Origin of the sequence: Nonomuraea phyllanthi, assembly GCF_006334985.2 — a bacterium.
Classification (GTDB): Bacteria; Actinomycetota; Actinomycetes; order Streptosporangiales; family Streptosporangiaceae; genus Nonomuraea; species Nonomuraea phyllanthi.
Window position 1 is genome coordinate 707193 of the sequence record NZ_VDLX02000001.1, and the last position, 23571, is coordinate 730763.

The 23571-nt window shown below is 70.8% G+C and carries 25 protein-coding genes; 12 read left to right on the forward strand and 13 right to left on the reverse strand.

Annotation, left to right across the window (positions count from 1 at the left end; all coding sequences use genetic code 11):
• Nucleotides 1–4: 4 nt before the first annotated feature.
• A complete protein-coding gene (gene mtrA, locus FH608_RS03335) occupies nucleotides 5–682 on the reverse strand; it encodes an MtrAB system response regulator MtrA (protein WP_043620615.1) in 678 nt (225 codons plus the stop codon).
• A 533-nt stretch (nucleotides 683–1215) separates the two neighbouring features.
• Here mtrA and FH608_RS03340 point away from each other — a divergent pair.
• The 5 genes from FH608_RS03340 to FH608_RS03360 are packed head-to-tail and all read left to right on the forward strand — an operon-like array spanning nucleotide 1216 to nucleotide 6522.
• Nucleotides 1216–2256: a glycerophosphoryl diester phosphodiesterase membrane domain-containing protein gene (locus tag FH608_RS03340; protein WP_226898900.1), complete on the forward strand. Its 1041-nt coding sequence runs from the start codon at nucleotides 1216–1218 to the stop codon at nucleotides 2254–2256.
• Nucleotides 2257–2264: 8 nt separating this feature from the next.
• A complete protein-coding gene (locus tag FH608_RS03345) occupies nucleotides 2265–2936 on the forward strand; it encodes a DUF4129 domain-containing protein (RefSeq protein ID WP_139628276.1) in 672 nt (223 codons plus the stop codon).
• Nucleotides 2933–4120 (forward strand): DUF4350 domain-containing protein, encoded by a 1188-nt coding sequence (locus FH608_RS03350; RefSeq protein ID WP_139628277.1) that lies wholly within the window; start codon nucleotides 2933–2935, stop codon nucleotides 4118–4120. Before FH608_RS03345 ends, FH608_RS03350 begins: the two co-directional genes overlap by 4 nt.
• Complete coding sequence (locus FH608_RS03355; RefSeq protein ID WP_139628278.1) at nucleotides 4110–5090, forward strand: AAA family ATPase; 981 nt, start codon at nucleotides 4110–4112, stop codon at nucleotides 5088–5090. Before FH608_RS03350 ends, FH608_RS03355 begins: the two co-directional genes overlap by 11 nt.
• A 58-nt stretch (nucleotides 5091–5148) precedes the next feature.
• A complete protein-coding gene (locus FH608_RS03360) occupies nucleotides 5149–6522 on the forward strand; it encodes a DUF58 domain-containing protein (protein ID WP_139628279.1) in 1374 nt (457 codons plus the stop codon).
• 15 nt (nucleotides 6523–6537) lie between these two features.
• Here FH608_RS03360 and FH608_RS03365 read toward each other — a convergent pair whose 3' ends face one another.
• Nucleotides 6538–7530 (reverse strand): stage II sporulation protein M, encoded by a 993-nt coding sequence (locus FH608_RS03365; RefSeq protein ID WP_139628280.1) that lies wholly within the window; start codon nucleotides 7528–7530, stop codon nucleotides 6538–6540.
• A gap of 51 nt (nucleotides 7531–7581) precedes the next feature.
• Here FH608_RS03365 and FH608_RS03370 point away from each other — a divergent pair, with 51 nt between their 5' ends.
• Nucleotides 7582–8559, forward strand: a complete 978-nt coding sequence (locus FH608_RS03370; RefSeq protein WP_139628281.1) for an RDD family protein — start codon at nucleotides 7582–7584, stop codon at nucleotides 8557–8559.
• A 6-nt stretch (nucleotides 8560–8565) separates the two neighbouring features.
• Here FH608_RS03370 and FH608_RS03375 read toward each other — a convergent pair whose 3' ends face one another.
• Nucleotides 8566–9945 carry an LVIVD repeat-containing protein gene (locus FH608_RS03375; RefSeq protein ID WP_139628282.1) on the reverse strand — a complete coding sequence of 460 codons (1380 nt, stop codon included), beginning with the start codon at nucleotides 9943–9945 and terminating at the stop codon, nucleotides 8566–8568.
• Nucleotides 9946–10112: 167 nt separating this feature from the next.
• On the opposite strand from FH608_RS03375, the gene FH608_RS03380 reads away from it, so the two are divergent.
• On the forward strand, nucleotides 10113–10742 hold the full coding sequence (locus FH608_RS03380) for a DUF305 domain-containing protein (RefSeq protein ID WP_139628283.1): 630 nt from the start codon (nucleotides 10113–10115) through the stop codon (nucleotides 10740–10742).
• 12 nt (nucleotides 10743–10754) lie between these two features.
• On the opposite strand, the gene FH608_RS03385 is transcribed toward FH608_RS03380, so the two are convergent.
• Both FH608_RS03385 and ahcY read right to left on the reverse strand, forming a co-directional pair.
• Nucleotides 10755–11990: an adenosylhomocysteinase gene (locus FH608_RS03385; RefSeq protein ID WP_139628284.1), complete on the reverse strand. Its 1236-nt coding sequence runs from the start codon at nucleotides 11988–11990 to the stop codon at nucleotides 10755–10757.
• Nucleotides 11991–12196: 206 nt separating this feature from the next.
• Nucleotides 12197–13624 carry an adenosylhomocysteinase gene (ahcY, locus tag FH608_RS03390; protein WP_139628285.1) on the reverse strand — a complete coding sequence of 476 codons (1428 nt, stop codon included), beginning with the start codon at nucleotides 13622–13624 and terminating at the stop codon, nucleotides 12197–12199.
• A gap of 103 nt (nucleotides 13625–13727) precedes the next feature.
• Here ahcY and FH608_RS03395 point away from each other — a divergent pair, with 103 nt between their 5' ends.
• The gene (locus tag FH608_RS03395) at nucleotides 13728–14066 is read left to right on the forward strand and encodes a MerR family DNA-binding transcriptional regulator (RefSeq protein ID WP_139628286.1); all 339 of its coding nucleotides are present in this window, start codon (nucleotides 13728–13730) and stop codon (nucleotides 14064–14066) included.
• 23 nt (nucleotides 14067–14089) lie between these two features.
• Here the strand turns inward: FH608_RS03395 and FH608_RS03400 are convergent, their stop codons facing one another.
• From FH608_RS03400 to FH608_RS03425, 6 genes are all read right to left on the reverse strand, one after another.
• On the reverse strand, nucleotides 14090–15046 hold the full coding sequence (locus FH608_RS03400; RefSeq protein WP_139628287.1) for a cation diffusion facilitator family transporter: 957 nt from the start codon (nucleotides 15044–15046) through the stop codon (nucleotides 14090–14092).
• 51 nt (nucleotides 15047–15097) lie between these two features.
• Nucleotides 15098–16207 (reverse strand): SIS domain-containing protein, encoded by a 1110-nt coding sequence (locus tag FH608_RS03405; RefSeq protein WP_193318204.1) that lies wholly within the window; start codon nucleotides 16205–16207, stop codon nucleotides 15098–15100.
• The gene (locus FH608_RS03410; protein WP_139628288.1) at nucleotides 16204–16371 is read right to left on the reverse strand and encodes a Trm112 family protein; all 168 of its coding nucleotides are present in this window, start codon (nucleotides 16369–16371) and stop codon (nucleotides 16204–16206) included. Before FH608_RS03410 ends, FH608_RS03405 begins: the two co-directional genes overlap by 4 nt.
• Complete coding sequence (locus FH608_RS03415) at nucleotides 16368–17717, reverse strand: phosphomannomutase/phosphoglucomutase (protein WP_139628289.1); 1350 nt, start codon at nucleotides 17715–17717, stop codon at nucleotides 16368–16370. Before FH608_RS03415 ends, FH608_RS03410 begins: the two co-directional genes overlap by 4 nt.
• 416 nt (nucleotides 17718–18133) lie before the next feature.
• Nucleotides 18134–18502: a DUF3499 domain-containing protein gene (locus tag FH608_RS03420; protein WP_106236645.1), complete on the reverse strand. Its 369-nt coding sequence runs from the start codon at nucleotides 18500–18502 to the stop codon at nucleotides 18134–18136.
• 349 nt (nucleotides 18503–18851) lie between these two features.
• Nucleotides 18852–19781: a dihydrodipicolinate synthase family protein gene (locus FH608_RS03425; RefSeq protein WP_139628290.1), complete on the reverse strand. Its 930-nt coding sequence runs from the start codon at nucleotides 19779–19781 to the stop codon at nucleotides 18852–18854.
• A 214-nt stretch (nucleotides 19782–19995) separates the two neighbouring features.
• On the opposite strand from FH608_RS03425, the gene FH608_RS03430 reads away from it, so the two are divergent.
• The 4 genes from FH608_RS03430 (at nucleotide 19996) to FH608_RS03445 (ending at nucleotide 22371) form a co-directional block, all read left to right on the forward strand.
• Entirely contained in the window at nucleotides 19996–20436 is a 441-nt protein-coding gene (locus FH608_RS03430) for a metallopeptidase family protein (protein ID WP_226898901.1), read from the forward strand.
• Nucleotides 20437–20545: 109 nt separating this feature from the next.
• Nucleotides 20546–21163 carry a hypothetical protein gene (locus tag FH608_RS03435; RefSeq protein ID WP_139628292.1) on the forward strand — a complete coding sequence of 206 codons (618 nt, stop codon included), beginning with the start codon at nucleotides 20546–20548 and terminating at the stop codon, nucleotides 21161–21163.
• Nucleotides 21163–21402, forward strand: a complete 240-nt coding sequence (locus FH608_RS03440; protein WP_139628293.1) for a helix-turn-helix domain-containing protein — start codon at nucleotides 21163–21165, stop codon at nucleotides 21400–21402. The genes FH608_RS03435 and FH608_RS03440 overlap by 1 nt, the downstream gene beginning before the upstream one ends.
• Nucleotides 21403–21501: 99 nt before the next feature.
• Nucleotides 21502–22371: an alpha/beta fold hydrolase gene (locus tag FH608_RS03445; RefSeq protein ID WP_139628294.1), complete on the forward strand. Its 870-nt coding sequence runs from the start codon at nucleotides 21502–21504 to the stop codon at nucleotides 22369–22371.
• A 103-nt stretch (nucleotides 22372–22474) separates the two neighbouring features.
• Here FH608_RS03445 and FH608_RS03450 read toward each other — a convergent pair whose 3' ends face one another.
• Together FH608_RS03450 and FH608_RS03455 are read right to left on the reverse strand one after the other, a co-directional pair.
• Nucleotides 22475–22771 (reverse strand): DUF4287 domain-containing protein, encoded by a 297-nt coding sequence (locus FH608_RS03450; RefSeq protein ID WP_139628295.1) that lies wholly within the window; start codon nucleotides 22769–22771, stop codon nucleotides 22475–22477.
• Between the two features lie 186 nt (nucleotides 22772–22957).
• On the reverse strand, nucleotides 22958–23347 hold the full coding sequence (locus tag FH608_RS03455) for a VOC family protein (protein WP_226898903.1): 390 nt from the start codon (nucleotides 23345–23347) through the stop codon (nucleotides 22958–22960).
• Nucleotides 23348–23571: the final 224 nt, after the last annotated feature.

Here is a 23571-nt window from a genome sequence, read left to right on the forward strand (position 1 = left end):
CGGATCAGGCGGGGCCGGCCTTGTAGCCGACGCCGCGGACCGTCACCACGATCTCGGGGTGCTCGGGGTCCTTCTCGATCTTGGCCCTGAGCCGCTGCACGTGCACGTTGACCAGCCGCGTGTCGGCCGCGTGGCGGTAGCCCCACACCTGCTCCAGCAGGACCTCGCGGGTGAACACCTGGCGCGGCTTGCGGGCCAGCGCGACCAGCAGGTCGAACTCCAGCGGCGTGAGGTTGATCGTCTCCTCGCCGCGCTTGACCGAGTGGCCGGCCACGTCGATGGTGATGTCGCCGATCTGGAGGATCTCGGGGGTCGGCTCGTCCGTGCGGCGCAGTCGCGCCCGCACCCGCGCGACGAGCTCCTTCGGCTTGAACGGCTTGACGATGTAGTCGTCGGCGCCCGACTCCAGCCCGAGAACGACGTCTATCGTGTCGCTCTTGGCCGTGAGCATGACGATCGGAACCCCCGACTCAGCCCTGATCCTCCGCGCGACGTCGATGCCATCGGCCCCCGGCAGCATCAGGTCGAGCAGGACCAGGTCCGGGCGTGTATCCCGGAAAGCGTCGAGGGCCTTGTCGCCGTCGGAGACGAAAGAAGGCTCGAAGCCTTCCCCCCGCAGCACGATCCCCAGCATCTCGGCGAGAGCGGCGTCGTCGTCGACGACCAGCACGCGACCTTTCATGGCCCCTCATTCGTTCTACGCATTGTGGGACATACCCGCACGATCGCTGAAGGTTACCCTTGGTCGGCCCATGAGTGTGACATGGGCCATGCAAAAGGCGAATTTTACGTCCGCCCCCGCGACCGCTATCTCAGTCTGCGGTAACGAAGCAACTTTCGGCCATCCCTGGACGCGAACCTTGACCGGATTCGCCGTGGAATGCGGGCAAGATGAGGCGGCGAATCGGCTCTGTGACACCAATGCCCCGTTCAGCATGCCAGGATTGGGATATGTCAGACGGTCACGGTCCCCCGCCCGAGACGCCATCAGGCTGGTCGGCCGAACAGCCCCCGCCGTACAGCGCCCCGCCGGCCTCCCCGTGGACCGCACCGGGCGCCCCGCAGCAGGTGCCCTACGGGCAGCCGTACGGCCAGCCCCCTCAGCAACAGCAGCCACTGGGGCCAGGGCCCCAAACACCATATCCTCCCTATCCGCCTCCTCCGCCCGGACCCGGCTACGGACCCGGTCCCGGCTACGGTCCGGGGCATGGTTTCGTGCCGCCTCCGTCCGCGCTCAGGCCGGGCATCATCCCGCTGCGCCCGCTGGGCCTCGGCGACATCCTCGACGGCGCGATCAAGCTGATCAGGTCCAACCCGAAGGCCGTGCTCGGCCTGTCGGCCATCGCCGCGCTGCTGTCCGCGGTGCCGCTGGCCATCGGGCAGGCGTTCGTGATCGACTCCATGAACGACGCGCTGACCGACCCCCTGAGCGCCGAGACCTCCTCCAGCGACCTCACCAGCGTCTACGGCATCCTCGCCGAGTACGGCGGCACCCTGGTCTCGTACGCGGTCCAGTTCGTCGTGGTCACCCTGCTGACCGGCGTGCTGACCCGCATACTCGGCCGCGCCGTCTTCGGCGGCAGGATCAGCGCCGGCGAGGCGTGGCAGCTCGCCAAGGGCCGGGTGCCCGCGCTGTTCGGCGTCGTGGGGCTGATGGCGGTCATTATGATCGTGCCGATGGTCCTGTTCATCGGGGTCATGGTGGCGCTGTTCATGAGCTCCGCGAGCGCCGGGGCCACCGGCTGGATGGTCGGGCTGGGCACCCTGCTGTTCATCGTCGTGTACCTCGCCTACTACCTGTTCTTCAGGACCCGCTTCGCGTTCGCCTCGCCCGTCGTGGTGCTGGAGGGGCGGGGGCCGATCGACGCCATGCGCCGCTCGTGGCACCTGGTGACCGGCGACTTCTGGCGGGTGTTCGGCATCATGCTGCTGACGTCCGTGCTGCTCGGAATCATCTCGGGCATCCTGTCGGTGCCGTTCACGCTGGCGGGCACGCTGTTCGGCGTGTTCGGCGCGGGCTCGGCGGCCACCGCCGTCGTCTCGACCGTGCTGATCGCGATCGGCACCACGCTCGGGTCCATGCTGACCTACCCGTTCGAGGCCGGCGTCGCCGGGCTGCTCTACGCCGACCGGCGCATGCGCAGCGAGGCGTTCGACCTCGTGCTGCAGACGGCGGCCATCGAGCAGCAGCGCCAGGGGTGGGTGCACGCCTCCGCGGACGAGCTCTGGCACCCCTCCAACTCCGCCAGACCGTGACGGCGCTCATGGCCACGTCCCTCCTGTGGCTGGACACGCCGATCAGCCGGGAGGAGGGGGCGCGGCGGGCCGCCGACGAGCTGCTCAAGCCGGCTTACGAGAACGAGTCGCTGATCGACCAGCTCTACCGGCGGGTCACGCAGTTCCTCGGCGACCTGCTCGACACGGCCTCGGGCGGCGGCTCTGCCGGAGGGGTCATCGCCGCCGTCGTCATCGTGCTGATCATCCTGGCCCTGATCGTGCTCGTCTCGTGGCATCTGCGCAGGACCACGCGCCGCAACGCGGCGGTCCTGGGCGGGCTGTTCGGGGAGCGGGCCATGACCGCGGCCGAGCACCGCGCGACCGCCGAGGGGCTGGCCGCCGAGGGCCGCTGGAGCGAGGCCATCCGCGAACGGCTCCGGGCCATCGCGCGTGACCTGGAGGAACGCGCGCTTATCGACGGCATGCCTGGGCGCACCGCCGACGAGCTGGCCGCCGAGGCGGCGCTGTCGCTGCCGGGGTTCGCCACCCGGCTGGCCGGGGCGGCCCGGTCGTTCGACGACGTGACGTACGGCGGGGTGCCGGGCACGCGGGAGGCCTACGAGACGATGTCCACCCTGGACAACCAGCTCCGTGAGGCCCGGCCCGTCCCGCTGGCGGCCGTGCCGGGGCCCGGCAACCAGGCAGGTGGGGCGGCATGAGCGTGCTCACGCGGCCCCCCGGCGCCGCGCCCGCCGAGGGCTCATCCGCGACCTCCCCCACCCTCCGCTCCGCCTGGCGCGGCAGCCGGATCATCGCGCTGCTCGGCCTGATCGTCGTGCTCGTCGCGATCATCGGCGTCCTGCTCAGCGGCGGAGGAGGCGAGTCGCGCCGCCTGGACCCCGACGACACCTCGCTGGCGGGCTCCAAGGCGCTGGCCGAGGTGCTGCGGTCGCGGGGCGTCACGGTGGACCGGGTCGACTCCGTGCAGGCCGCCGCCGCCAAGGGCGCGGCGGGTGACCGGCTGCTGCTGATCACCGACATGTCGTACTTCGACGAATACACCCTCACCAAGATCCCGGGTGACCGGCTGATCGTCGGCGACCTGCCGGGGCTGCCCGTCCTGGCCCCGGGCGTGCGCAGCGAGCTCGCCACGGCGCGCACCCGCTCGCGCGAGCCCGAGTGCCCGCTGCCCGCCGCCAGGGCCGCGGGCAGCGCCTACATGGGTGGCGCCATCTTCACCGGCCCCGCCGGAGCCACCTCCTGCTACCCGGACGGCGACGGCTACGCGCTCGTCAGCTTCCCCAGCGCGGGCGGCGTCACCACCGTCGTCGGCGACGGCGGCTTCATGACCAACCAGCGCCTGGCCGAGGACGGCAACGCCGCGCTGGCGCTCAACCTGATCGGCACCGGCAAGGCCGTGACCTGGCTGGTACGCCCCGACGTCCCGCCCGTGACGGAGCTGCCCGGCGAGCGGGGCCAGTCGCTGGAAGACCTGATGCCCGACAACGTCCGCTGGATGATCTACATGTCGATCATCGCCCTGGCCGTCACCGCGTTCTGGCGGGGCAGGCGGCTGGGCCCCGTGGTGGCAGAGAAGCTGCCCGTCGTCGTACGCGCGGCCGAGACGGTCGAGGGCCGCGGCAGGCTCTACCGCGCCAGGCGGGCCAGGCAGCGGGCCGCCGAGTCGCTGCGCGCGGGCACGATCGACCGGCTCACGCCCAGGCTGGGCCTCGGGGCGGGGGCCGGGCAGCACGAGGTCGTCGCCGCGCTCGCCGCCCGCACGGGGGAGGACCCGCAGCAGGTCGGCGCGGCGCTCTACGGGCCGCCGCCGGCGGACGACGCCGGGCTCGTCGGGTTGGCCGGATACTTGGACCTCATCGAAAGGCAGGTCAGTGAACTCTGATGAGACGTACCGCGTCACGAGCTTGGGCGACTCGGCCAGGGAGGCGCTCGGCGCGCTGCGTGCCGAGGTGGCCAAGGCCGTCGTCGGGCAGGACGCGGTGGTGACGGGGCTGGTCATCGCGCTGCTGTGCAAGGGGCACGTGCTGCTCGAAGGCGTGCCCGGCGTGGCCAAGACGCTGATGGTCCGCACGCTGTCGGCGGCGCTGGCGCTCGACTTCAAGCGGGTGCAGTTCACGCCGGACCTGATGCCGGGCGACGTGACGGGCTCGTTGATCTATGACGCGAAGACCGCGGAGTTCGAGTTCCGCGAGGGGCCGGTGTTCACGAACCTGCTGCTCGCCGACGAGATCAACCGCACCCCGCCGAAGACTCAGGCCGCGCTGCTGGAGGCGATGGAGGAGCGGCAGGTCAGCGTGGAGGGCTCGGCGCGGCGGCTGCCCGACCCGTTCGTGGTGTGCGCGACGCAGAACCCCGTCGAGTACGAGGGCACCTACCAGCTGCCCGAGGCCCAGCTCGACCGGTTCCTGCTCAAGCTGACCGTGCCGCTGCCGCCGCGCGAGCAGGAGATCTCCGTCCTCGAACGGCACGCCCGCGGCTTCGACCCGCGCGACCTCGGCGAGGTGAAGGCCGTGGCCACGGCCGACGACCTGGCGCTCGGCCGGGAGGCGGTCTCCATGGTGCACGTGGCGCCCGAGGTGCTCGGCTACATCGTGGACGTGGCCCGCGCCACCAGGAACTCGCCGTCGCTGCAGCTCGGCGTCTCGCCGCGCGGGGCCACGGCGCTGCTGGCGGCCTCGCGGGCGTGGGCGTGGCTGTCGGGGCGCTCGTACGTGACCCCCGACGACGTGAAGGCGCTGGCCAGGCCCGCGCTGCGGCACCGGATCCAGCTGCGGCCCGAGGCGGAGCTGGAGGGCGCGACCGCCGACGGCCTGCTCGACGGCATCCTGGCCTCGGTCCCGGTCCCCCGCTGATGGCCAGTCCGGCGATGACGGCTCACACGGTGGTGGCTTTCACGGTGGTGGTGCGCTGATGGCTCTCACGGGACGCGCCGGGCTGCTCGCGGCCGTCGGGATCGTGGTGGTGATGCTGGCGCCGCAGCCCGGTCCCGCGCTGGCCGGGGTCTGCCTGCTGCTGGCCGCCGGGATCGTGGTGGACCTGGTGTTCGCCGGCGCCGTGCGCCCGCTGAGGTTCCACCGCTCCGGCGACACCCTCGTACGGCTGGGCCGGAGCGCCACGGTCGAGCTGATCGTCGAGAACCCGGGCAGCCGGCGGGTGCGCGGCGTGCTCAGGGACGCCTGGCCGCCGTCGGCGGGCGCCACCCCGCGCGTCGCCCCGCTGGACGTCCCCAAGGGCGAGCGCCGCAGGATCGTCATGACGCTCGTCCCGACCCGGCGCGGCGACCGCTCGTCCGTCGCGGTCACCGTGCGCTCGGTGGGGCCGCTGGGCCTGGCCGCCCGCCAGGGCGGTCACCGGGCGCCGTGGTCGGTCCGCGTGCTGCCGCCCTTCCTGTCGCGCAAGCACCTGCCGTCCCGGCTGGCCAGGCTGCGCGAGCTGGACGGCCAGCACCCGGCGCTCGTGCGCGGGCAGGGCACGGAGTTCGACTCGCTGCGGGAGTACGTGGTGGGCGACGACGTGCGCTCGATCGACTGGCGGGCCACGGCGCGCCGCAACGACGTGGTCGTCCGCACCTGGCGCCCCGAACGCGACCGCCGCGTGCTGATCGTGATCGACACCGGCCGCACCTCGGCGGGCCGGGTGGGCGACGCGCCGGTCCCCATGGCGGGGGCCGCGGCGGGCGGCGGCGGGCTGCTGGTGCGGCCCGACCCGCGCCCGGCGCCGGGCTGGCCGCGGCTCGACTGGTCGATGGACGCGGCGCTGCTGCTGGCCGCGCTCGCCGCCAGGGCCGGCGACCAGGTGGACTTCCTCGCCTACGACCGGGCCGTGCGCGCCTGGGTGAGCGGCGCGTCGCGCACCGAGCTGCTGTCGTCGCTGGTCAACGTGATGGCGCCGATCGAGGCCGAGCTGGTCGAGGCCGACTCGCAGGGCATGGTGGCGGCCATCCTGGCGCGGGCCAAGCGGCGCTGCCTGGTGGTGCTGCTCACCGACCTCAACGGGGCTGCGATGGACGAGGGGCTCATGCCGGTGCTCCCCCAGCTGTCCTCCCGCCACCTGGTGCTGGTGGCCGGGGTGTCGGACCCCCGGGTCGTGGCCATGGCGGGCCGCCGGGAGACGACCGAGGAGGTGTACGACGCGGCGGCGGCCGAGCACGCCCAGCTGGAGCGCCGGCGCATCACGGCCCGGCTGCGGCGGCACGGGGTGGAGGTCGTGGACGCGCCCCCGGAGGAGATCGCCCCGGCGCTGGCGGACGCGTACCTGGCGCTGAAGGCCGCGGGCCGCCTCTGACCTCTCACCGAGAGGTCAGGCGGTCGGGGCCACGTCCGGGGCGCGTTCGAGGTCGCCGGTCTCGTTCTCGCGCAGGGCCCGGCGCCCGTAGACGATCACGTACGCCAGGAACGCCGCCTCGGCGAGCACGCCGATCCCGATGCGCGCCCACGTCGGCAGCCCGGACGGCGTGACGAACGCCTCGATCAGCCCCGACACGAACAGCACCACGACGAGCCCCAGCGTCACGCTCATCACCGCCCGCCCCTGCTCGGCGAGCGCCTCCACGCGGCGGCGCGGCCCCGGGTCGATCACCGTCCAGCCCAGGCGCATGCCCACGGCCGCCGCGAGGAACACGGCGGTCAGCTCCAGCAGCCCGTGCGGCGTGATCAGGCCGAAGAAGATGTCCAGCTTGTCGCGCGAGGCCATGAGGCCGCCGCCGATGCCGACGTTCGCGGCGTTCGAGTAGAGCGCGTACGGGATCGGCAGGCCGAGCAGCACCGAGAAAATGATCATTTGTGCGGCGACCCACGCGTTGTTCAGCCACACGTGGCCGGCGAAGGACGCGGCCGGGTTCTCGGAGTAGTAGTCGGCGAAGTCGTGCTCGACGAGCTGGGTGATCGTGTCCTGCGAGCCGATCGCCGCCTGCACCTCGGGGTTCTTGGCGACCCAGGCGCCGATGACCCACCCCAACACGATGGTGGCCACCGCGGTCGCCGCCCACCACCAGCGCGCCCGGTAGGCCACCACGGGGAACGACACCGTGAAGAACCGCACCAGCTCCCGCCAGGCGGGCGTGTGGGCGCCGGTCACCGCGGACCTGGCCCTGGCGACCAGCGCGGACAGGCGCCCGGTCAGCATCGCGTCCCCCGACGACGAGCGCACGATGGACAGGTGCGTCGCCACCCGCTGGTAGAGGTCGACCAGCTCGTCCACCTCGGCGCCCGTCAGCGACGAGCGGTGCTTGACCAGGTGGTCGAGCCGGTCCCACACGGGCCGGTGTGCTGTGACGAACGCGTCGATGTCCACCCGAACATTCTGGCCGCTCGATCAGCGCGGCACAGCCGTTAGGCTCCACATATGTCAGAGGTTGTGACCGGCGACGCGGTCGTCGTCGAAGTGCGGGTCGCCCAGATGCCGTCCCGCGCGCTGGCGATCATCATCGACATGGTCCTGCAGTTCGGCGTGCTGGTCGGCGCCTACGCGGTCCTGGGCGCCTTCTCGGTGATCGCGGACCCCGCGATGCTCGGGGCCGTGATGACCCTGCTGGTGGTGCTGGTGCTGGTCGGCTACCCCGTGCTCGTCGAGTCCCTCTCCAGGGGCCGCAGCCTCGGCAAGCTGGTGCTCGGGCTCCGGGTGGTCGCCGACGACGGCAGCCCCGAGCGCTTCAGGCAGGCGCTGTTCAGGGGCCTGGCCGGGGTGGTGGAGTTCTGGTTGCTCTCCGGGGCGCCCGCGCTGATCGCCTCGCTGGTCTCGCAGCGGGGCAAGCGGCTGGGCGACGTCTTCGCCGGCACCATCGTGATCTCCGACCGGGCGCCGCGCGACCCGGGACAGCTCATCGTGATGCCGCCGCCGCTGGCCGCCTGGGCGGCCACCTTGGAGCTGTCGCAGCTGCCCGAGGAGGTGGCGCACGCCGCCCGCCAGTACCTCACGCGCTGGCACGACCTGTCGCCGCAGGTCCAGCACGAGATGGGGGTGCGGATCGCGACCCAGGTGGCGGCGTTCGTCTCGCCCGTGGCTCCGGCCGGGGTGCCGCCGCACGCGTACCTGAGCGCCGTCCTGGCCGAGCGCCGCAGGCGGGAGGAGGCACGCCTCGCGCGGCACGTCTCCAACCTCCACCAGCCCCCGTACGCACCGCCCCCACCGCCGCCACAGCCTCAGCCGTACGGTCAGCCGCAACCGGGACCGTACGCGCCGCCGGGGCAGTACCAGCCGCCCCCGCCTTACGCGCCGCCGCCGCAGCCGGGCTTCCAGGGCGGGGCGCAGGGGAGGCCTCCGGCCGCTCCCGCGCCGGAGCCGCCGACGGCGACTCCGGGCGGGTTCGCGCCTCCTCAGTGACTCAGGTCAGTGCCGGCCGTTCCGGTACGACTCCTGGCTCTGCACGTTCAGCCGGTCGGTACGGACGTGCCTGGCGCTGTCCGTGAGCCGGTCGCTGATCTGGATGACGTCGAGGCCCTCGTGGAAGTCGGCCCCGTAGATGTATCCGTTGTAGTAGTAGGCGGACCAGATGCCGCCGCCACCGCCGTCCGAGCGGGGACCGCGCTCGAAGTAGCCGATCTCCCTCGGGTGGGCCGCGTCGGTGAAGTCCCAGACCGACAGCCCGCCCATGTACCACGCCTGGACCATGATGTCGCGGCCCTTGACGGGGATGAGCGAGCCGTTGTGCGCGACGCAGTTCTCGCTGTCGTCCTGGTAGCGCGGGATCTTGAAGTAGCTCTTGAACGTGAACTGCCCGTCCGAGATGTCATAGATCGCGTCCGCGCCGCGGTTCGGGCCGACCGCCTCGTTGCAGGTGGCCGCGCCGCCGCCGCCGAGCTCGTCGGTGAAGACGACCTTCCTGGCGTCGTTGCTGAAGGTGGCCGAGTGCCAGAACGCGAAGTTCGGGTCGCTGGTCCTGGCCGTGACCTTCGGGTTCAGCCGGTCCGAGATGTCGAACAGCACGCCGTCGCCCATGCAGGCGCCCGCCGCGATGTCCTTCTCGGCGTAGGCGGTGATGTCGTGGCAGCCGCTGGTCGGCAGGAGCAGGCCGGGCTGGGTCTCGTTGCCGCCGTCAGGGAAGATCACCGGCGTGGCGGCGACCGCCGCGGACGCCGGGTCCCTGAGCGGCACCTTGATGATCGAGATCCTGTCGTGCGGCGGCTGGCAGTCGGGGAAGCTCGCCGACGGCGCGTAGGACGAGACGTAGACGTAGACGTTCTTCTTGCGGTCGCGGCCCTTGCCCGGCACCAGGGTCAGGGTGTGGGAGCCGCAGTTGGTCTCGACCGACTTGATGTACTTCGGGCTGGCCTTGTCGGAGACGTCGAAGATCCTGACGCCCTCCCATGCCTCCTTGTGGTCGGCGGTCAGCCCCGTGCTGTTGCACGAGTCGTCGCTGCGCGAGGAGTCGACGGCGGTGAACAGCAGGTCGCCGTAGACGGTGACGTCCATCTGGGAGCCCGGGCAGACCACGGAGCTGACGGGCCTGGCCTGCTTGGGGTTCCTGATGTCGTAGATGGAGAAGCCACCGTAGTTACCGACATAGGCATAGTTGCCCTGGAAAGCGATGTCGGTGTTGATGGTCCCGGCGATCGGTGCGGGTTTGGGGATGTTCAGCACGTGGGTCACATTCGGGCTGGTGACCACGGTGTCGGGCGGCGGGATGTCGGCGGCCCGGACCGGCAAGCCGATGCCGGCCAACGCCACGACCGCCGCGACCAGGGTGACCGCCCTGCGAGGGGTGAACACTCGGGCATCCTCCTATAAAGGGGACATAAATCTCCGTCATCGTCGCCTTTCCGGCGTCGGCGTACTAGCAGGCAACTTGTCATTTTTTGTTCCGATTCGCCCTCTTCTAATTCGCCCCCTTATGACCTAGAGTGCGCATTCTCAACTGGGTCAGTCAGGGAGGTTGGGTGCGCGGCGCGCTCATTGTCGTCACGGGCACGGTCATTGCCCTCTCCGGTTGCAGTTCCCCGCCGTCGGCGCCACGCGCCGACTCGACCGCGCCGGTGATCGCCCCTGGCCGTCCAGGCGAGCAGGCCAGGACGCTGTCACCGGGCGAGGCCGCCACCGCCGTCCCCACACCCACGGCGAACGCGGCCGACATCACCTACGTCCAGGACATGATCGTCCACCACCGGCAGGCCATGGACATGGCGCTCCTCGCCCCCACCAGAGCCGCGTCCGCGCAGCTGAAGAGCCTGGCCGCCCGTATCAAGGACGCCCAGGGGCCCGAGATCCAGTTCATGACGACCTGGCTGCGGGAGCAGCAGCAGAAGGTGCCCGACCACCACGCCGCGCACGACGGAATGCCGGGCATGGCCACGCCCGAGCAGATGGAGGCGCTGAAGGCGGCCACGGGCAAGGAGTTCGACCGGATGTTCCTCGAACTCATGATCAAGCACCATCTGGGGGCGATCACGATGTCGGATCGGGTGCTCACCAGCGGCTCCCACATGCGGGTGGAGGAGCTGGCCGGCGACGTCAGCGTGACGCAGACGGCCGAGATCCGCCGCATGCAGCAGATGCTGTCGGCGCTCTAGGGCCGCGCTCCCTCAGGAGCCGACCCGCCAGGAGTGCAGGTAGTCCTCCTGCTCGGCGGTGAGCAGGTCGATGCCGATGCCGGCGGCGGCGAGCTTGAGCCTGGCCACCTCGTGGTCGATCTCCTCGGGCACGTCGTAGACGCCGGGGTCGAGGCGGGAGCGCTCGCCGGCCAGCCACGCCACGGCGAGGGCCTGCGCGGAGAACGACATGTCCATGACCGCCGCCGGATGCCCTTCGGCCGCGGTGAGGTTGACCAGCCGCCCCTCGGCGAGCAGCAGCAGGCGCCGGCCGTCGGGCATGACGTACTCGTCGGTGTTGGGGCGCACGCCACGGTGCACCTCGACGGCCAGCTCGTCCAGCGCCCGCACGTCGATCTCCACGTCGAAGTGGCCGGCGTTGGCCAGGATCGTGCCGTCCTTCATGGCCGACAGGTGCTCGGCCCTGATCACGTCGCGGTTGCCCGTCACGGTGACGAACAGGTCGCCGACCAGCGCCGCCTCCGCCATCGGCCGCACCTCGTAGCCCTGCAGGGTCGCGTCGAGGGCCTTGACCGCGTCGATCTCGGTCACGATCACCCGGGCCCCGAACCCCTTGGCACGCTCGGCCACGCCCCGCCCGCAGAACCCGAACCCGGCCACGACCACCGTGCGGCCGGCGAGCATGAAGTTGGTGGCCCGCATGATGCCGTCGAGCGTGGACTGCCCGGTGCCGTAGCGGTTGTCGAACATCCGCTTCGTGCGCGTGTCGTTCACGGCCACCATCGGAAACCGCAGCGCGCCCTCGGCGGCCATCTGCCGCAGCCGGATGATCCCGGTCGTGGTCTCCTCGCAACCGCCGCCGACCCGCTCCAGCAGGTCGGTACGCTCGGTGTGAAGGATGTTCACCAGGTCGCACCCGTCGTCGAGCACCAGATCGGGCCCGAGGTCCAGCGCCTGGTGGATGTGCCGGTAGTAGGCCGCCCGGTCGACCCCCGCCCGCGCGTGCACGGCGATCCCGTACGTCCGCAGCGCCTCGGCCACGTCGTCCTGCGTGGACAGCGGATTGGACGCGGCCAGCGCGATCTCGGCGCCTCCCGCCTTGAGCGCCCCCATCAGCACGGCGGTCTCGGCGGTGACGTGCAGGCAGGCGGCGATCCGCAGGCCGTCGAGCGGCCGTTCGAGCCCGAACCGCTCGCCGATCGCGGTCAGCACCGGCATCGAACGAGCAGCCCACGAGATCTGCCGCTCACCGCTTTCCCAGAGATCCATGCCAGCCCTTCGAGCGAAGAAGACGCGTCGTCACGGCGAGCGACCCGTGAGCCTTCACGACCGGCCATGACGGGCGGAGGTGACGTCGGCGCGTGCGGGTAAGCCGGCTTGCCGTAGAACATGGTTGTTCGGGGCGCTCCTGTGGAGCGCGCTCGCAGCGGAAAGCTCCGGGAGGCGAGCAACCGCCTCCCGGAGCTCACGACGGCTCAGTACCGGTAGTGGTCGGACTTGTACGGGCCCTCGACGTGGACGCCGATGTAGGCGGCCTGCTCCTTCGTGAGCTCGGTCAGCTTCACGCCCAGGGCGTCGAGGTGGAGGCGGGCGACCTTCTCGTCCAGGTGCTTGGGCAGCGTGTAGACGCCGATCGGGTATTCGGACGTCTTCGTGAACAGCTCGATCTGCGCGATCACCTGGTTGGTGAACGAGTTGGACATGACGAAGCTCGGGTGGCCGGTCGCGCAGCCGAGGTTCATCAGGCGGCCCTCGGCGAGGACGATGATCGAGTGGCCGTCGGCGAAGACCCACTCGTCGACCTGCGGCTTGATGTTGCGCTTCTCGATGCCGGGCAGCTTGGCCAGGCCCGCCATGTCGATCTCGTTGTCGAAGTGGCCGATGTTGGAGACGATCGCCTGGTGCTTCATCTTCGCCATCTGGGCGGCGGAGATGATGTTGAAGTTGCCGGTGCAGGTGACGAAGATGTCGGCGATGCCGACGACCTCGTCCAGCGTGGTCACCTGGAAGCCGTCCATGGCCGCCTGGAGGGCGCAGATCGGGTCGATCTCGGTCACGATGACGCGGGCGCCCTGGCCGCGCAGCGCGTCGGCGCAGCCCTTGCCGACGTCGCCGTAGCCGCAGACCACGGCCACCTTGCCGCCGATCAGCACGTCGGTGGCGCGGTTGAGGCCGTCGATGACGGAGTGGCGGCAGCCGTACTTGTTGTCGAACTTCGACTTGGTGACCGAGTCGTTGACGTTGATCGCCGGGAACAGCAGCTGGCCGTTCTTGTGCATCTCGTAGAGGCGGTGCACGCCGGTCGTGGTCTCCTCGGTGACGCCCTTGATGCTCTCGGCGATCGTGGTCCACTTGTTGTCGGCGCCGACCGTGCGGGTGAGCAGGTCGATGATGACGTGCCACTCCTCCGGGTCGTCCGCGGTGGCGGGCGGGACGGCGCCGGCCTTCTCGTACTCGGCGCCCTTGTGCACCAGCAGCGTGGCGTCGCCGCCGTCGTCGAGGATCATGTTGGGGGCGTCACCGCCCGGCCAGGTGAGAGCCTGCTCCGTGCACCACCAGTACTCCTCCAGCGTCTCACCCTTCCAGGCGAACACCGGCACGCCCTTCGGGTCGTCGACCGTGCCGTCGGGGCCGACGACCACCGCGGCGGCGGCGTGGTCCTGCGTGGAGAAGATGTTGCAGCTGACCCAGCGCACCTCGGCGCCGAGCGCCACCAGCGTCTCGATGAGGACGGCGGTCTGGATCGTCATGTGCAGGGAGCCCATGATCTTCGCGCCGCGAAGGGGCTGGGAGGCCGCGTACTCCTTGCGGACCGCCATGAGGCCGGGCATCTCGTGCTCGGCGAGCCGGATCTCCTTGCGGCCGAAGTCGGCAAGTGAAAGGTCGGCGACCTTGAAGTCCATCGGGGTTCCCCTCGCGTCACGGACGGTTGTCGCCGACGAGTCTAGGCCGCCCTCTGACGGGGGCGCATCTCCAGGCGGGTGAAACTGACGTAAGAATGTAAGAATGCGCATCACGGAGGCCGCCAAGCGGCTCGGCATGTCCCCGCGAATGCTCCGATACCGGGAGGCTCTTGGCCTTTTGCCGCCGGTGCGGGAGCGGGGAGCGCACCGGCGGTTCGGCCCCGAGGAGCTGGCCGCCGTGGCGCAGGGGGTGGAGCTGGAGAAACGGTTCGACGTGTCGCCGGCGGAGCTGGCGTTCGCGCTGCGGGTGCTGAGCGAGCCCGCGGTGGCGGCGGCCGTACGCGACCTCGGGGTGCGGATCGGGCGCATCCAGGTGCCGCGCCGGGCGCTGGACTTCGAGAAGGAGAAGGCGCTGCGCCTCCTCCGGCCGCCTGGCCGCTGACGCCGGCCCTGGCCGGACCGCTCTCAGGTCGAGGTGGCTCCGGAGGGGGAGCTCGGCGAGGCGGCGCTGCGCAGGCGGTCGAGGTCGGGCTCCAGGTAGATGACCCGGGCGATCGGCACGGCCTCGCGGATGCGGCGCTCGGCCTCGTCGATGCCGTGCGCCACCTCGGCCGCCGTTTCGTCGCGCGCCACCGCGATCTTGGCCGCCACCAGCAGTTCCTCCGGCCCCAGGTGCAGCGTGCGCATGTGGATGATCCTGGCGACCTCGGGCGCGCCCTCCAGCGCCGTACGGATCTGCGCCTCCATCTCCGGCGTGGCGCCCTCGCCGACCAGCAGCGACTTGGTCTCCATGGCCAGCACGACCGCGATCACGGCCAGCAGCACGCCGATCATCAGGGTGCCGACGCCGTCCCAGACGCCGTCGCCGGTGACCACCGCCATGGTCACGCCGAACAGCGCGAAGATCAGGCCGAGCAGCGCGCCCAGGTCCTCCAGCAGGATGACCGGCAGCTCGGGCGACTTGGACCGGCGGATGAAGGACACCCACGACAGCTTGCCGCGGATCGGGTTCGACTCCTTGATCGCCGTACGGAACGAGAAGCCCTCGGCGATGATCGCGAAGATCAGCACCGCGAACGCCCAGATCGGCGACTCCACCGCCTGCGGTTCGGAGATCTTGTGAACGCCCTCGTAAATCGAGAACGCCGCGCCGATCGTGAACAGCACCACGGCCACCACGAAGGCGTAGAAGTAGCGTTCGCGGCCGTAGCCGAAGGGGTGTTCCTTGGTGCTGGCCCTGGCCGCGCGCTTGCCACCGATCAGCAGCAACACCTGGTTGCCCGAGTCGGCCACCGAGTGGATGCCCTCGGCCAGCATCGAGGACGATCCCGTGAAGACCGCGGCCACGAATTTGCACGCGGCGATTGCCAGGTTCGCGGACAACGCCGCAATGATCGCTTTCGTTCCGCCGCTCGCGCTCACCGGTCTTCTCCACTCATAAAGATCACGTACTTGAAGGCCTGAAAAAGGATCCTATGGGGAAATTCTGGCCTTGAGTTCAGTGATCGCTGACACAGGGGTCGGATCGATGGCGTACCCCAGCGCCAGATAGGTGCTCGCGTAGTCGGCGAGCCCGATCAGCGTGGCCATGCGCTCCAGCGGGTGCACGCCCTCGGCCGCGAGCTCCGTCACCGGCACGCCGCGGTCGTGCGCGAGGCGTACCGAGGCCTCGCGGCGCCGCTTCACCTGCGGGTGCTCGTCGACGTCGCGCAGCACGACGAGCCTGAGCGCGCGCCCGGAGGTGTCGGCGAAGATGTCGCGCTCGGCCATCGGCCCGTCGAAGGCCACGACCTGGTTGTGGTCGGCCTCGGGCAGCTCGCCGTAGATGGCGGGATATTTCGCGTTCGTGTGGAGCTGGCAGGCCAGCCGGTACGCCGCCGCCGACGTCACGGAGGACGTCCCCCAGATCATCGGCAGGCTCTCGGCCAGATCCATGGCCAGCGACTTGCCCGGGTTGATGAACGACTCGCTGGACGGCCGGCACCGGTGCGCCATGTCCTCCAGCGACTTGGCCACCCGCTCGAACAGGTCGGCGTCGGCCTGGGCGAGCCGCAGCCCGGCGGCGGCCACGACGAGCGGGGTGGCCAGCAGCCACAGGTTGGCCCTGGACTCGCCGCTGACGGGCACCGCGACGTACGGGGCCGAGGCCTGCGTGGCGACGGCCTCCAGCGGGGAGTGCGGCGCCCCCACCCCGAGCAGCGAGCAGCCGCGCCGCACGGCCTGGGTGGCCACGGACAGCGTCTCCTCGGCGCTGCCGGAGCCGGAGACGGCGATGACCAGGTCGGTGGCGCCCACCCAGCCCGGGAGCTGGTAGGAACGCAGGCGCACGATCGGCAGCGGCGCTCCGTTGCCGGCGACGGCCGCGAGCATGTCGCCCCCCACGGCCGAGGCGCCCACGCCCGCGACCACGACGGCCCGCGGGCGGCCGTGGCCGGACAGGCGCTCGGCCACGCCGGCCTCGACGGCCGCGCGGTAGCCGGTGCGTACGTGGGCAGCCGAGGCGGCGACCGCGGGCAGCATCCCGCCCGGATCGGCCTCGCTGAGGTGACGCTGGTCGTCGAGCCGCTCCGGCTCCCAGGTCACGGCTTCCTGGCCTCGTCGACGAGCAGAACCGGGATGTCGTCGCGCACGGGATAGATCAGGCCGCACCCCGTGCAGGCCAGCTCGTCGGCCTCGGGCTCGGCGCGCAGCGGAGCCTTGCACGCCGGGCACGCCAGGATCTCCAGCAGCCAGTCGTCGATCTTCACTCTGACACCCTTCCCACGATGGCGAGGACCTCGTCCCTGATCGCCGTCATTGTGCTCTCGTCGGCCGCCTCGGCGTTCAGCCGGAGCAGCGGCTCGGTGTTGGACGCCCGCAGGTTGAACCACCAGCCGGGCCCGGTCACGGTCAGCCCGTCGAGCTCGTCGAACTCCCCGCGCCCGGCGAACGCCTCCCGCACCCGTCGCAGCGCCTCGCCCTGGTCGGCCACGGCGCTGTTGATCTCGCCGGAGGCGTGGTAGCGCGAGTAGGCCCCCACCACCTCCGACAGCGGCCGCTCCTGCTCGCCCAGCGCGGCCAGCACGTGCAGCGCCGCCAGCATGCCCGAGTCCGCGAACCAGAAGTCGCGGAAGTAGTAGTGGGCCGAGTGCTCGCCACCGAAGACCGCCCCGGTGCGGGCCATCTCGGCCTTAATGAACGAGTGGCCGACCCGCGTGCGCACGGGCACCCCGCCGTGCTCGCGCACGATCTCGGGGACCCCGAGCGACGTGATCAGATTGTGAATGATCGTCGCCCCGGGATATTTCGCCAGCTCCCGCGCCGCGACCAGCGCCGTGATCGCCGACGGCGAGACCGACCGGCCGCGCTCGTCGATCACCCAGCACCGGTCGGCGTCGCCGTCGAACGCCAGCCCGATGTCCGCGCCGCCCTCGACCACGGCCCGCTGCAGGTCGACGAGGTTCTGTGGCTCGATGGGGTTGGCCTCGTGGTTGGGGAAGTCGCCGTCGAGCTCGAAGTAGAGCGGGGTCAGCTCGATCGGCAGCCCTTCGAACACCGCCGGCACGGTGTGGCCGCCCATGCCGTTGCCGGCGTCGACCACGACCTTGAGCGGCCTGATCCGCGCCAGGTCGACCAGCGTGCGCAGGTGGTCGGCGTAGCCCTGCAGCAGGTCCTTCTCGATCAGCGACCCGCCGGGCGCGGCCGACGCGCCCACCAGCTCGGCGGCCCTGTCGCGGATCTCCCGCAGCCCCGTCTCGCCGCCGATCGGCACCGCGCCGGAGCGGCACATCTTCATGCCGTTGTAGCGGGCGGGGTTGTGGCTGGCGGTGAACATGACGCCGGGCAGCCCGAGGCTGCCGCTCGCGTAGTAGAGCAGGTCCGTGGAGCCCAGCCCGGCGTGCACGACGTCGGCGCGGCGCGAACGGGCGCCCCTGATGAACGCCTCGGCCAGCGGCACGGAGGACTCACGCATGTCATGCGCGACAACGACCGACCCGGCACCGGTGACCTCGACGAAGGCCGCTCCCACGGCCTCGGCAATCGGCTCGTCGAGCTCGTCGGGCACCACGCCGCGAACGTCGTACGCTTTGAAGATCTTGGCGAGGTCGCCCACTCTCCAGCTCCGCCCCTCGACTCTCCGTGTCTGTCCGTGCCTGGAGTGCTCCCCGCGGACGGATCCGGGGGATTCCAGCCGTCCGGTGCCCGCGGGGACTCCGGACGCTGTCGCTTGGCGATTCGCCTCCCGGCCCCGCCACTGCGGGTTTGCACGCCCCAAGCCGCGCCCCCGGCCTGGGCCGCGCGACCTCCGCCCTCCCGGCGGTGACAACGCCGACGGTTTCGGTGGTCACCGCCGACGTGGTCAACCCTACCGGCACTCTCCGTGCGTCGCGGGAGTGCTCGAAAGAAGGGTTTTCCGAACCGTTGGGGACACGTTCCCGACCGGCTCGCCCTGAGTTCCCGGCGGCTCCCCCTGAGTCCGGGGCGGCTCACCCTGATGTCGGGGCGGCCCGCCGCTCCTACCGGTCGCGCCTACCGGTCGCGGTGCTGCTGGGCGGACCTCAGCACCCGCAGGTGCCCCCTGCGGCCCACCTCGACGCCCTGACCGACCGGCTCGCCGCCGCCGGACGGCGTGGGCCGCGCGGCCTCCCTGACCGCGTTGGCCAGCGCTTCCAGGTCGTCGGAGCTCGGGGAGGCGCCATCCGTGGGCAGGCGGACCACCTCCCAGCCGCGGGGAGCGGTCAGCCGCTCGGCGTGTTCTGCGCACAGGTCGTAACAGTGTGGCTCCGCGTACGTCGCCAGGGGGCCGAGAACAGCGGTCGAGTCGGCGTATACGTACGTGAGCGTGAAGACGGCAGGCTGACTGCAGGCGGTGCGGGAACAGCGGCGGACGGGGCTCACGGAGGGACCGTATCTGGTAAGAGTGCGAGGCGCCACTATCTGAGCACTCTTAACGAGCGTGTCGCCACAATTCGGACACCTGTCGCAGCCTTTCCACCCACATGCCCAGAAGGCACCGGCCCCGGAAACCCCGAAACCGTCGGGCCATCGCCCATCCCCTGTCCGGCCCGCCAGCCCCATTCCGGACACAAGCTCCAAACCATATCAACCAACCGCAATTCACCCGCACGAATACCCCAAGGCACCCCGTACAACCCCACTCACCCACCCGCTTGTGGTGATCGCGCGCAGGCGACGTCTCCTGCTCGCCGGTACTCGACGAGCAGCCTGCCTACTCGCCCGCACCGGGTCAGGCCGGGAACAGCTCTGGCAGCAGCCGGTGGGCGTCGGCGCGTGCGGGCGCCACGGCATCGGCCGGCGCGGAAGACGCGGGCCAGCGGAGCGTCGTCCCGATGTCGGCCCAGCCGCCGACCATGGCGAGGAACTTGTCCAGTGCCGGATTGGACAGGCCGGCCGCCTGCAACGGCGCGATGTGCAGCTGGAAGAACTCGCCGATGCGTCGCTCCACGTCCAGCGCCGCCGCCGGGTTCGTCGTCATGAGCCGGAACCAGGCGACAGCGCCCCTCGGCGACATCGCGGCGATGTTGGAGTAGCTGCCATGAGCGCCGCGGGCCAGCCCGGTGGCCAGGAGGTGTCCGGGGATGAAGATCGACAGGCTCGGTACCGCGGCGGTCATCTCCGCGTACCAGAGGTGGTCGCCGCCGGCCATCTTCACCCCGATCAGCTGCGGGACCTCGCGAGTGGCCCGGGCCAGGACCCGGGGCGGCACCTGGGTCTTGGCGTGCGGCGGGTTGTACAGCACCAGCGGCACACCACCGGCGGCCTCGGCAGCGCCGACGAGGAAGCGGATCACCTCGTCGTCGTTGAGCGGCACCCAGTCCGGCAGGATCACCTGGATGGCGCCCGGCTCCAGCGCCGCGGCCCGGCGCACCCGGCTGAGCATGACCGGGGTGGCCGGGTGCGACCCGCCGATCTGGAACGGCAGGCCCGCGGCCTCGCAACGTTCGGCGAGCAGAGTGTTGACCTTGTCGAACTCGTCCTCTTCGAGGGCGTGGAACTCGCCGGCGGTCCCGTGCGCGTAGACGCCGTCCACGCCACTCGCGGCCAACGCGTCGATCTGAGCGCCCTGCCGCTCCCAGTCGATCGCGCCGTCTCCGGCCAGCGGGAGAAGGGTCGTCCCCCAGACCCCGCGCACGTCAGGAGCGGTCAGTGGTTTCATGCCCCACGATCCTAGAGGTCGTCGCCACGCGCCCTACCGGCGAGACCATGCGATCAAGCATCAGGCTCCTCCCACAGCGGTCGCCGCCTGACGCTCGATGATCGCCGGCCTGCGGTCGCCCCGAAAGTCCGTCCGCACGATCGCTGCCGAAACGCCGCCCCGGGAGCGACGCCACTCCCCAGGACCGCCTGGCCGGCCCCTTACACTTGCTTGCGTGACTCAGCAGCGCGGTCCCAGACGGCGCGATCGCCACGGGCGCGGCCTGCGCGGCCCGCTCGCCCCCTCCCACGTGCCCATGGCCAAGGCCCGCAGCGAGCGCTTCGACGACCTCGTGCTGGACGCGGTCGACCGGCTCCGGCCCCGCTGGGAGCGCCAGCTGTCGGCCGTGGAGTTCGCGGTGGAGGAGGTCCCGCCGCTGAGCGAGCTCGGAGACGGGCCCCGGCTGGGCTCCGACCCGATCCCGTTCGGCCGCGCGGACGCGGCCAGTGGCCAGAACCCCGCCTCGATCGTGATCTACCGGCGACCCCTGGAGGCCAGGGCGCGCGACCGCGACACGTTGGGCGCCATGGTCCACGACACAGTGGTGGAGCAGGTGGCCATCCTCCTGGGCCTCTCCCCCGAAACCGTCGACCCGGGCTACGACGACCGCGCCTGAGACCTCGTACGGCGGGCACGCCACCACTGATCACAACGCTTGCCATATCGTTTTTCGATGCTATCGTTTCTCGATACCATCGATAAACGATAGCGATCGGAGCAGGCTGATGGCAGCACTGCACAGCACCATCGGACGCGCGGTCCGCCGCCCCGTGGTCTTCGCGCTTCTCGTCCTGGTGACCGGGGCGATCACCGGCATGGTGCTCTACTCCAAGAGCGGGCTCTTCGGCCTCACCGACCCGCACGTCGTGGCCCAGTCCCCCAGCCTCTACGGCATCAGCCTCGACGAGCCCGCGTTCACGGAGAGAGCCCGGTCAGGCGTCGTCGCCATGGCGGGCGATCTCGGCTTCATCGACCCTTCGCCGGACACCGGCCAGTACGTCCTGCAGGCCCTGACGACCTTGCCCGGCTTCGCCGTGACGGCCGGTGCGTTCTTCCTCGTGTGGCGGCTGCTGTGGCGGGCCCGCGACGGCGTCTACCTGGCGCAGGTCGCCGGCCAGGTGCGCGTCCTGGGCTGGTGGCTGCTCGCCGGCGGCCTCCTTGCTCCCCAGCTCGAACACCTCGCGATGATGACGCTGCTGGACACGATGACCACGGGCGAGTCCTACTACGGGATCAAGGAGATCCCGCTGGTCGTGCCGCTCGCCGGGCTCGGGCTGCTCGCGCTGGCAGGCGTCCTGCGTACGGGGGTGCAGATGCGCGACGACCTGGAAGGCACCGTCTGATGCCACCCGCCGAGCCGGACGCGCACGCCATCACCGTCCACCTCGACCGGCTCCTGGCCGAGCGCGACATGACGCTCACCGAACTGGCCGAACGGGTCGGAGTGACCGTCGTCAACCTGTCCATCCTGAAGAACGGCCGCGCCAAGGCCATCCGGTTCACCACGCTGACCAAGATCTGCGACGTCCTCGGCTGCCAGCCGGGCGACCTCCTCAGCTACCAGCCCGCCGAAGCACGATGAACGAGGGCCGGCAGGACCTCGCGGAACACCCCGCCCATAGCGGTCACCCAGCACAAAAAGGAAGTGTGCTCACACCCTGACGGCATTACACTCCCGCCCGTGACAGCGGCCATGATCGAGCTGGATGACGGGACGCGGCTACGCACCTGGACCACGGGCCCGGTGACGGCCTCGCAGCGCTATCCCGTCGTCACGCTCCACGGCGGCCCAGGTGTCCCCGACTATCTCGCCCCGGTCGCCGGCGCCGTCGACGATCTTTGCCTGGTCCACCGCTACGACCAGCGCGGCACCGGCGGATCGCTCTGGGAGGGAGAGCACACGCTCGCCCGCCACGTTCGCGACCTGGCGTTGTCGCTCGACGCATGGGGACACGACCGGGTCGTCCTGGTGGGGCATTCGTACGGAACCAATCTGGCGGGCTACTTCCTGCTGGCCCATCCAGAGCGCGTGGCCGGGCTGATCCAGATCGCCGGCCCCTTCCTGGACCCGTGGCGGGAAGCCTACCGGGCAGCGGAGCGGGCACGGCGCACGGACGAGCAGCAGGCCAGGCTCGAGGAACTGGACGCGAGGGAGTCGCGGACGGACGCCGAGGAGATCGAGTACCTCGCGCTGTCGTGGCACACCGACCACGCCGACCGAGCCCGGGCATGGGACTGGGCGCTGGCCTCGGCCCGTACGCTGCGGCCCGTCAACTACGCGATGAACGCCCAGCTCAACGCGGCGAAGAAGACAGATCCGCTCGAATCACACCTGGCCGAGCTGCGCGAGCACCTGCCGCCCGGCACGGTGATCATCGGCGGGGCCGGCGACAGCCGCCCCGCCGACGCCCTGCGACGCCTCGGAACGCGCCTCGGCTGCGAGGTCGTCATCGTCCCGGATGCGGGGCACAATCCCTGGCTGGAGGCACCGGACCAGTTCGGTGCGGCCCTCCGCGCCGCGGTGGAGAGGCAGCCGCGGAAGCTCGGTTGACTCATTCCGTGGGGTTCATCGCATTGCCCGCATGGAGCCGCCACGGACATCGCAGCGGCCGACGGCTTCCTTGCCGGCCTGAGCCCACCGCGCCGTGCCGTGGTCAGCCGGCTTCTGGCCGGTTCTTCTTGCCGTCCAGCCACAGCGTGTCCGACTCGTCGCGGTGCGAGCCGGAACTGCCGACATGCTTCGCGTCGATCTTCGGCCCCTTCTTGATCACATGCACCAGCGCCATCGCGTGCCCACGCCCGAGGTCGTAGTCCTGCTTGAGCCACTCGACGATCGTGCCCGCCTTCGTCGAGGGGTCGTCGAAGCCCCGCTCCTTCGCCAACGCGATGAACTCGCGCGGCGCCAGTCCGGTCTTGTCCTCAATATTGTCGAGGTACGCCTGAAACGACATGCCCAAGTCTCCTATCATAAATCGTTATTGTCATCATATGCCCCGTTCGTCACACAGCGTCCGCTTACCAATCGGGGCATCGCAGCATAGATCCACCATCAGCAGCCGCTGGAGTCCGCTGCCGGACTGTCGCTCTCCGCGATTTTTCACGGGGAATTGAGGTAAGTGCGGTCCCTCAATAAGCCGTCACGCTTCACCTTTCTGCTCTTCGACGATCTCCAAGCCATTGCCGTCGGCGTCGCGCAAGGAGAACATCGGCGGGACCCCCTCCCACAGCAGCAACTCACCCACCTCCACCCCGCGCGCCGCCAGTTCCTTGTGGAGGGACGCCGCATCCGCCGTGGTCAGCCGGATGCCCGTCTCCACACCGGCCGGGTGTCCCGGATCTGCCGGTACGAGTGCGATCGCGGTCGCCGCTCCCAGGGGCGCGATCTCTATCCACCGCCCACCGAGCTGCTCGACAGGCACGTCCACCCGCTTGTCCAGCCCGAGTGTTCCCACATAGAACTCGACGGCGCGATCCTGGTCGGTGACGGGGATGCCGACGGTCCTGACAGCGATGATCGCGGTGCTCACTTGCTCGCCCACCTCACGCCTCCTGTTGTTCGGTTCTGTCAGGTGGACTCGCGAGCCGCCTGAAACTCATCGCCATTCGTCGAAAGACTTCGACAGCAGGACTGCCCCTGCTCAACGGAAGACTTCGATGGGTGGCGAAGCCACGGTCCGCCGGGCGCGGTCGAGAGCGAGGTCCCCAGGAATGCCACCCGAGACCGGACCATCCGGCAGGTTCTTCGGCGGTC

Excerpts from the sequence above, each read along its gene's own strand:
- mtrA (WP_043620615.1), bottom strand. The coding sequence starts at position 682 with ATGAAAGGTCGCGTGCTGGTCGTCGACGACGACGCCGCTCTCGCCGAG.
- FH608_RS03345 (WP_139628276.1), top strand. The coding sequence starts at position 2,265 with ATGGCCACGTCCCTCCTGTGGCTGGACACGCCGATCAGCCGGGAGGAG.
- FH608_RS03350 (WP_139628277.1), top strand. The coding sequence starts at position 2,933 with ATGAGCGTGCTCACGCGGCCCCCCGGCGCCGCGCCCGCCGAGGGCTCA.
- FH608_RS03360 (WP_139628279.1), top strand. The coding sequence starts at position 5,149 with ATGGCTCTCACGGGACGCGCCGGGCTGCTCGCGGCCGTCGGGATCGTG.
- FH608_RS03370 (WP_139628281.1), top strand. The coding sequence starts at position 7,582 with ATGTCAGAGGTTGTGACCGGCGACGCGGTCGTCGTCGAAGTGCGGGTC.
- FH608_RS03385 (WP_139628284.1), bottom strand. The coding sequence starts at position 11,990 with ATGGATCTCTGGGAAAGCGGTGAGCGGCAGATCTCGTGGGCTGCTCGT.
- ahcY (WP_139628285.1), bottom strand. The coding sequence starts at position 13,624 with ATGGACTTCAAGGTCGCCGACCTTTCACTTGCCGACTTCGGCCGCAAG.
- FH608_RS03395 (WP_139628286.1), top strand. The coding sequence starts at position 13,728 with ATGCGCATCACGGAGGCCGCCAAGCGGCTCGGCATGTCCCCGCGAATG.
- FH608_RS03425 (WP_139628290.1), bottom strand. The coding sequence starts at position 19,781 with ATGAAACCACTGACCGCTCCTGACGTGCGCGGGGTCTGGGGGACGACC.
- FH608_RS03435 (WP_139628292.1), top strand. The coding sequence starts at position 20,546 with ATGGCAGCACTGCACAGCACCATCGGACGCGCGGTCCGCCGCCCCGTG.
- FH608_RS03440 (WP_139628293.1), top strand. The coding sequence starts at position 21,163 with ATGCCACCCGCCGAGCCGGACGCGCACGCCATCACCGTCCACCTCGAC.
- FH608_RS03450 (WP_139628295.1), bottom strand. The coding sequence starts at position 22,771 with ATGTCGTTTCAGGCGTACCTCGACAATATTGAGGACAAGACCGGACTG.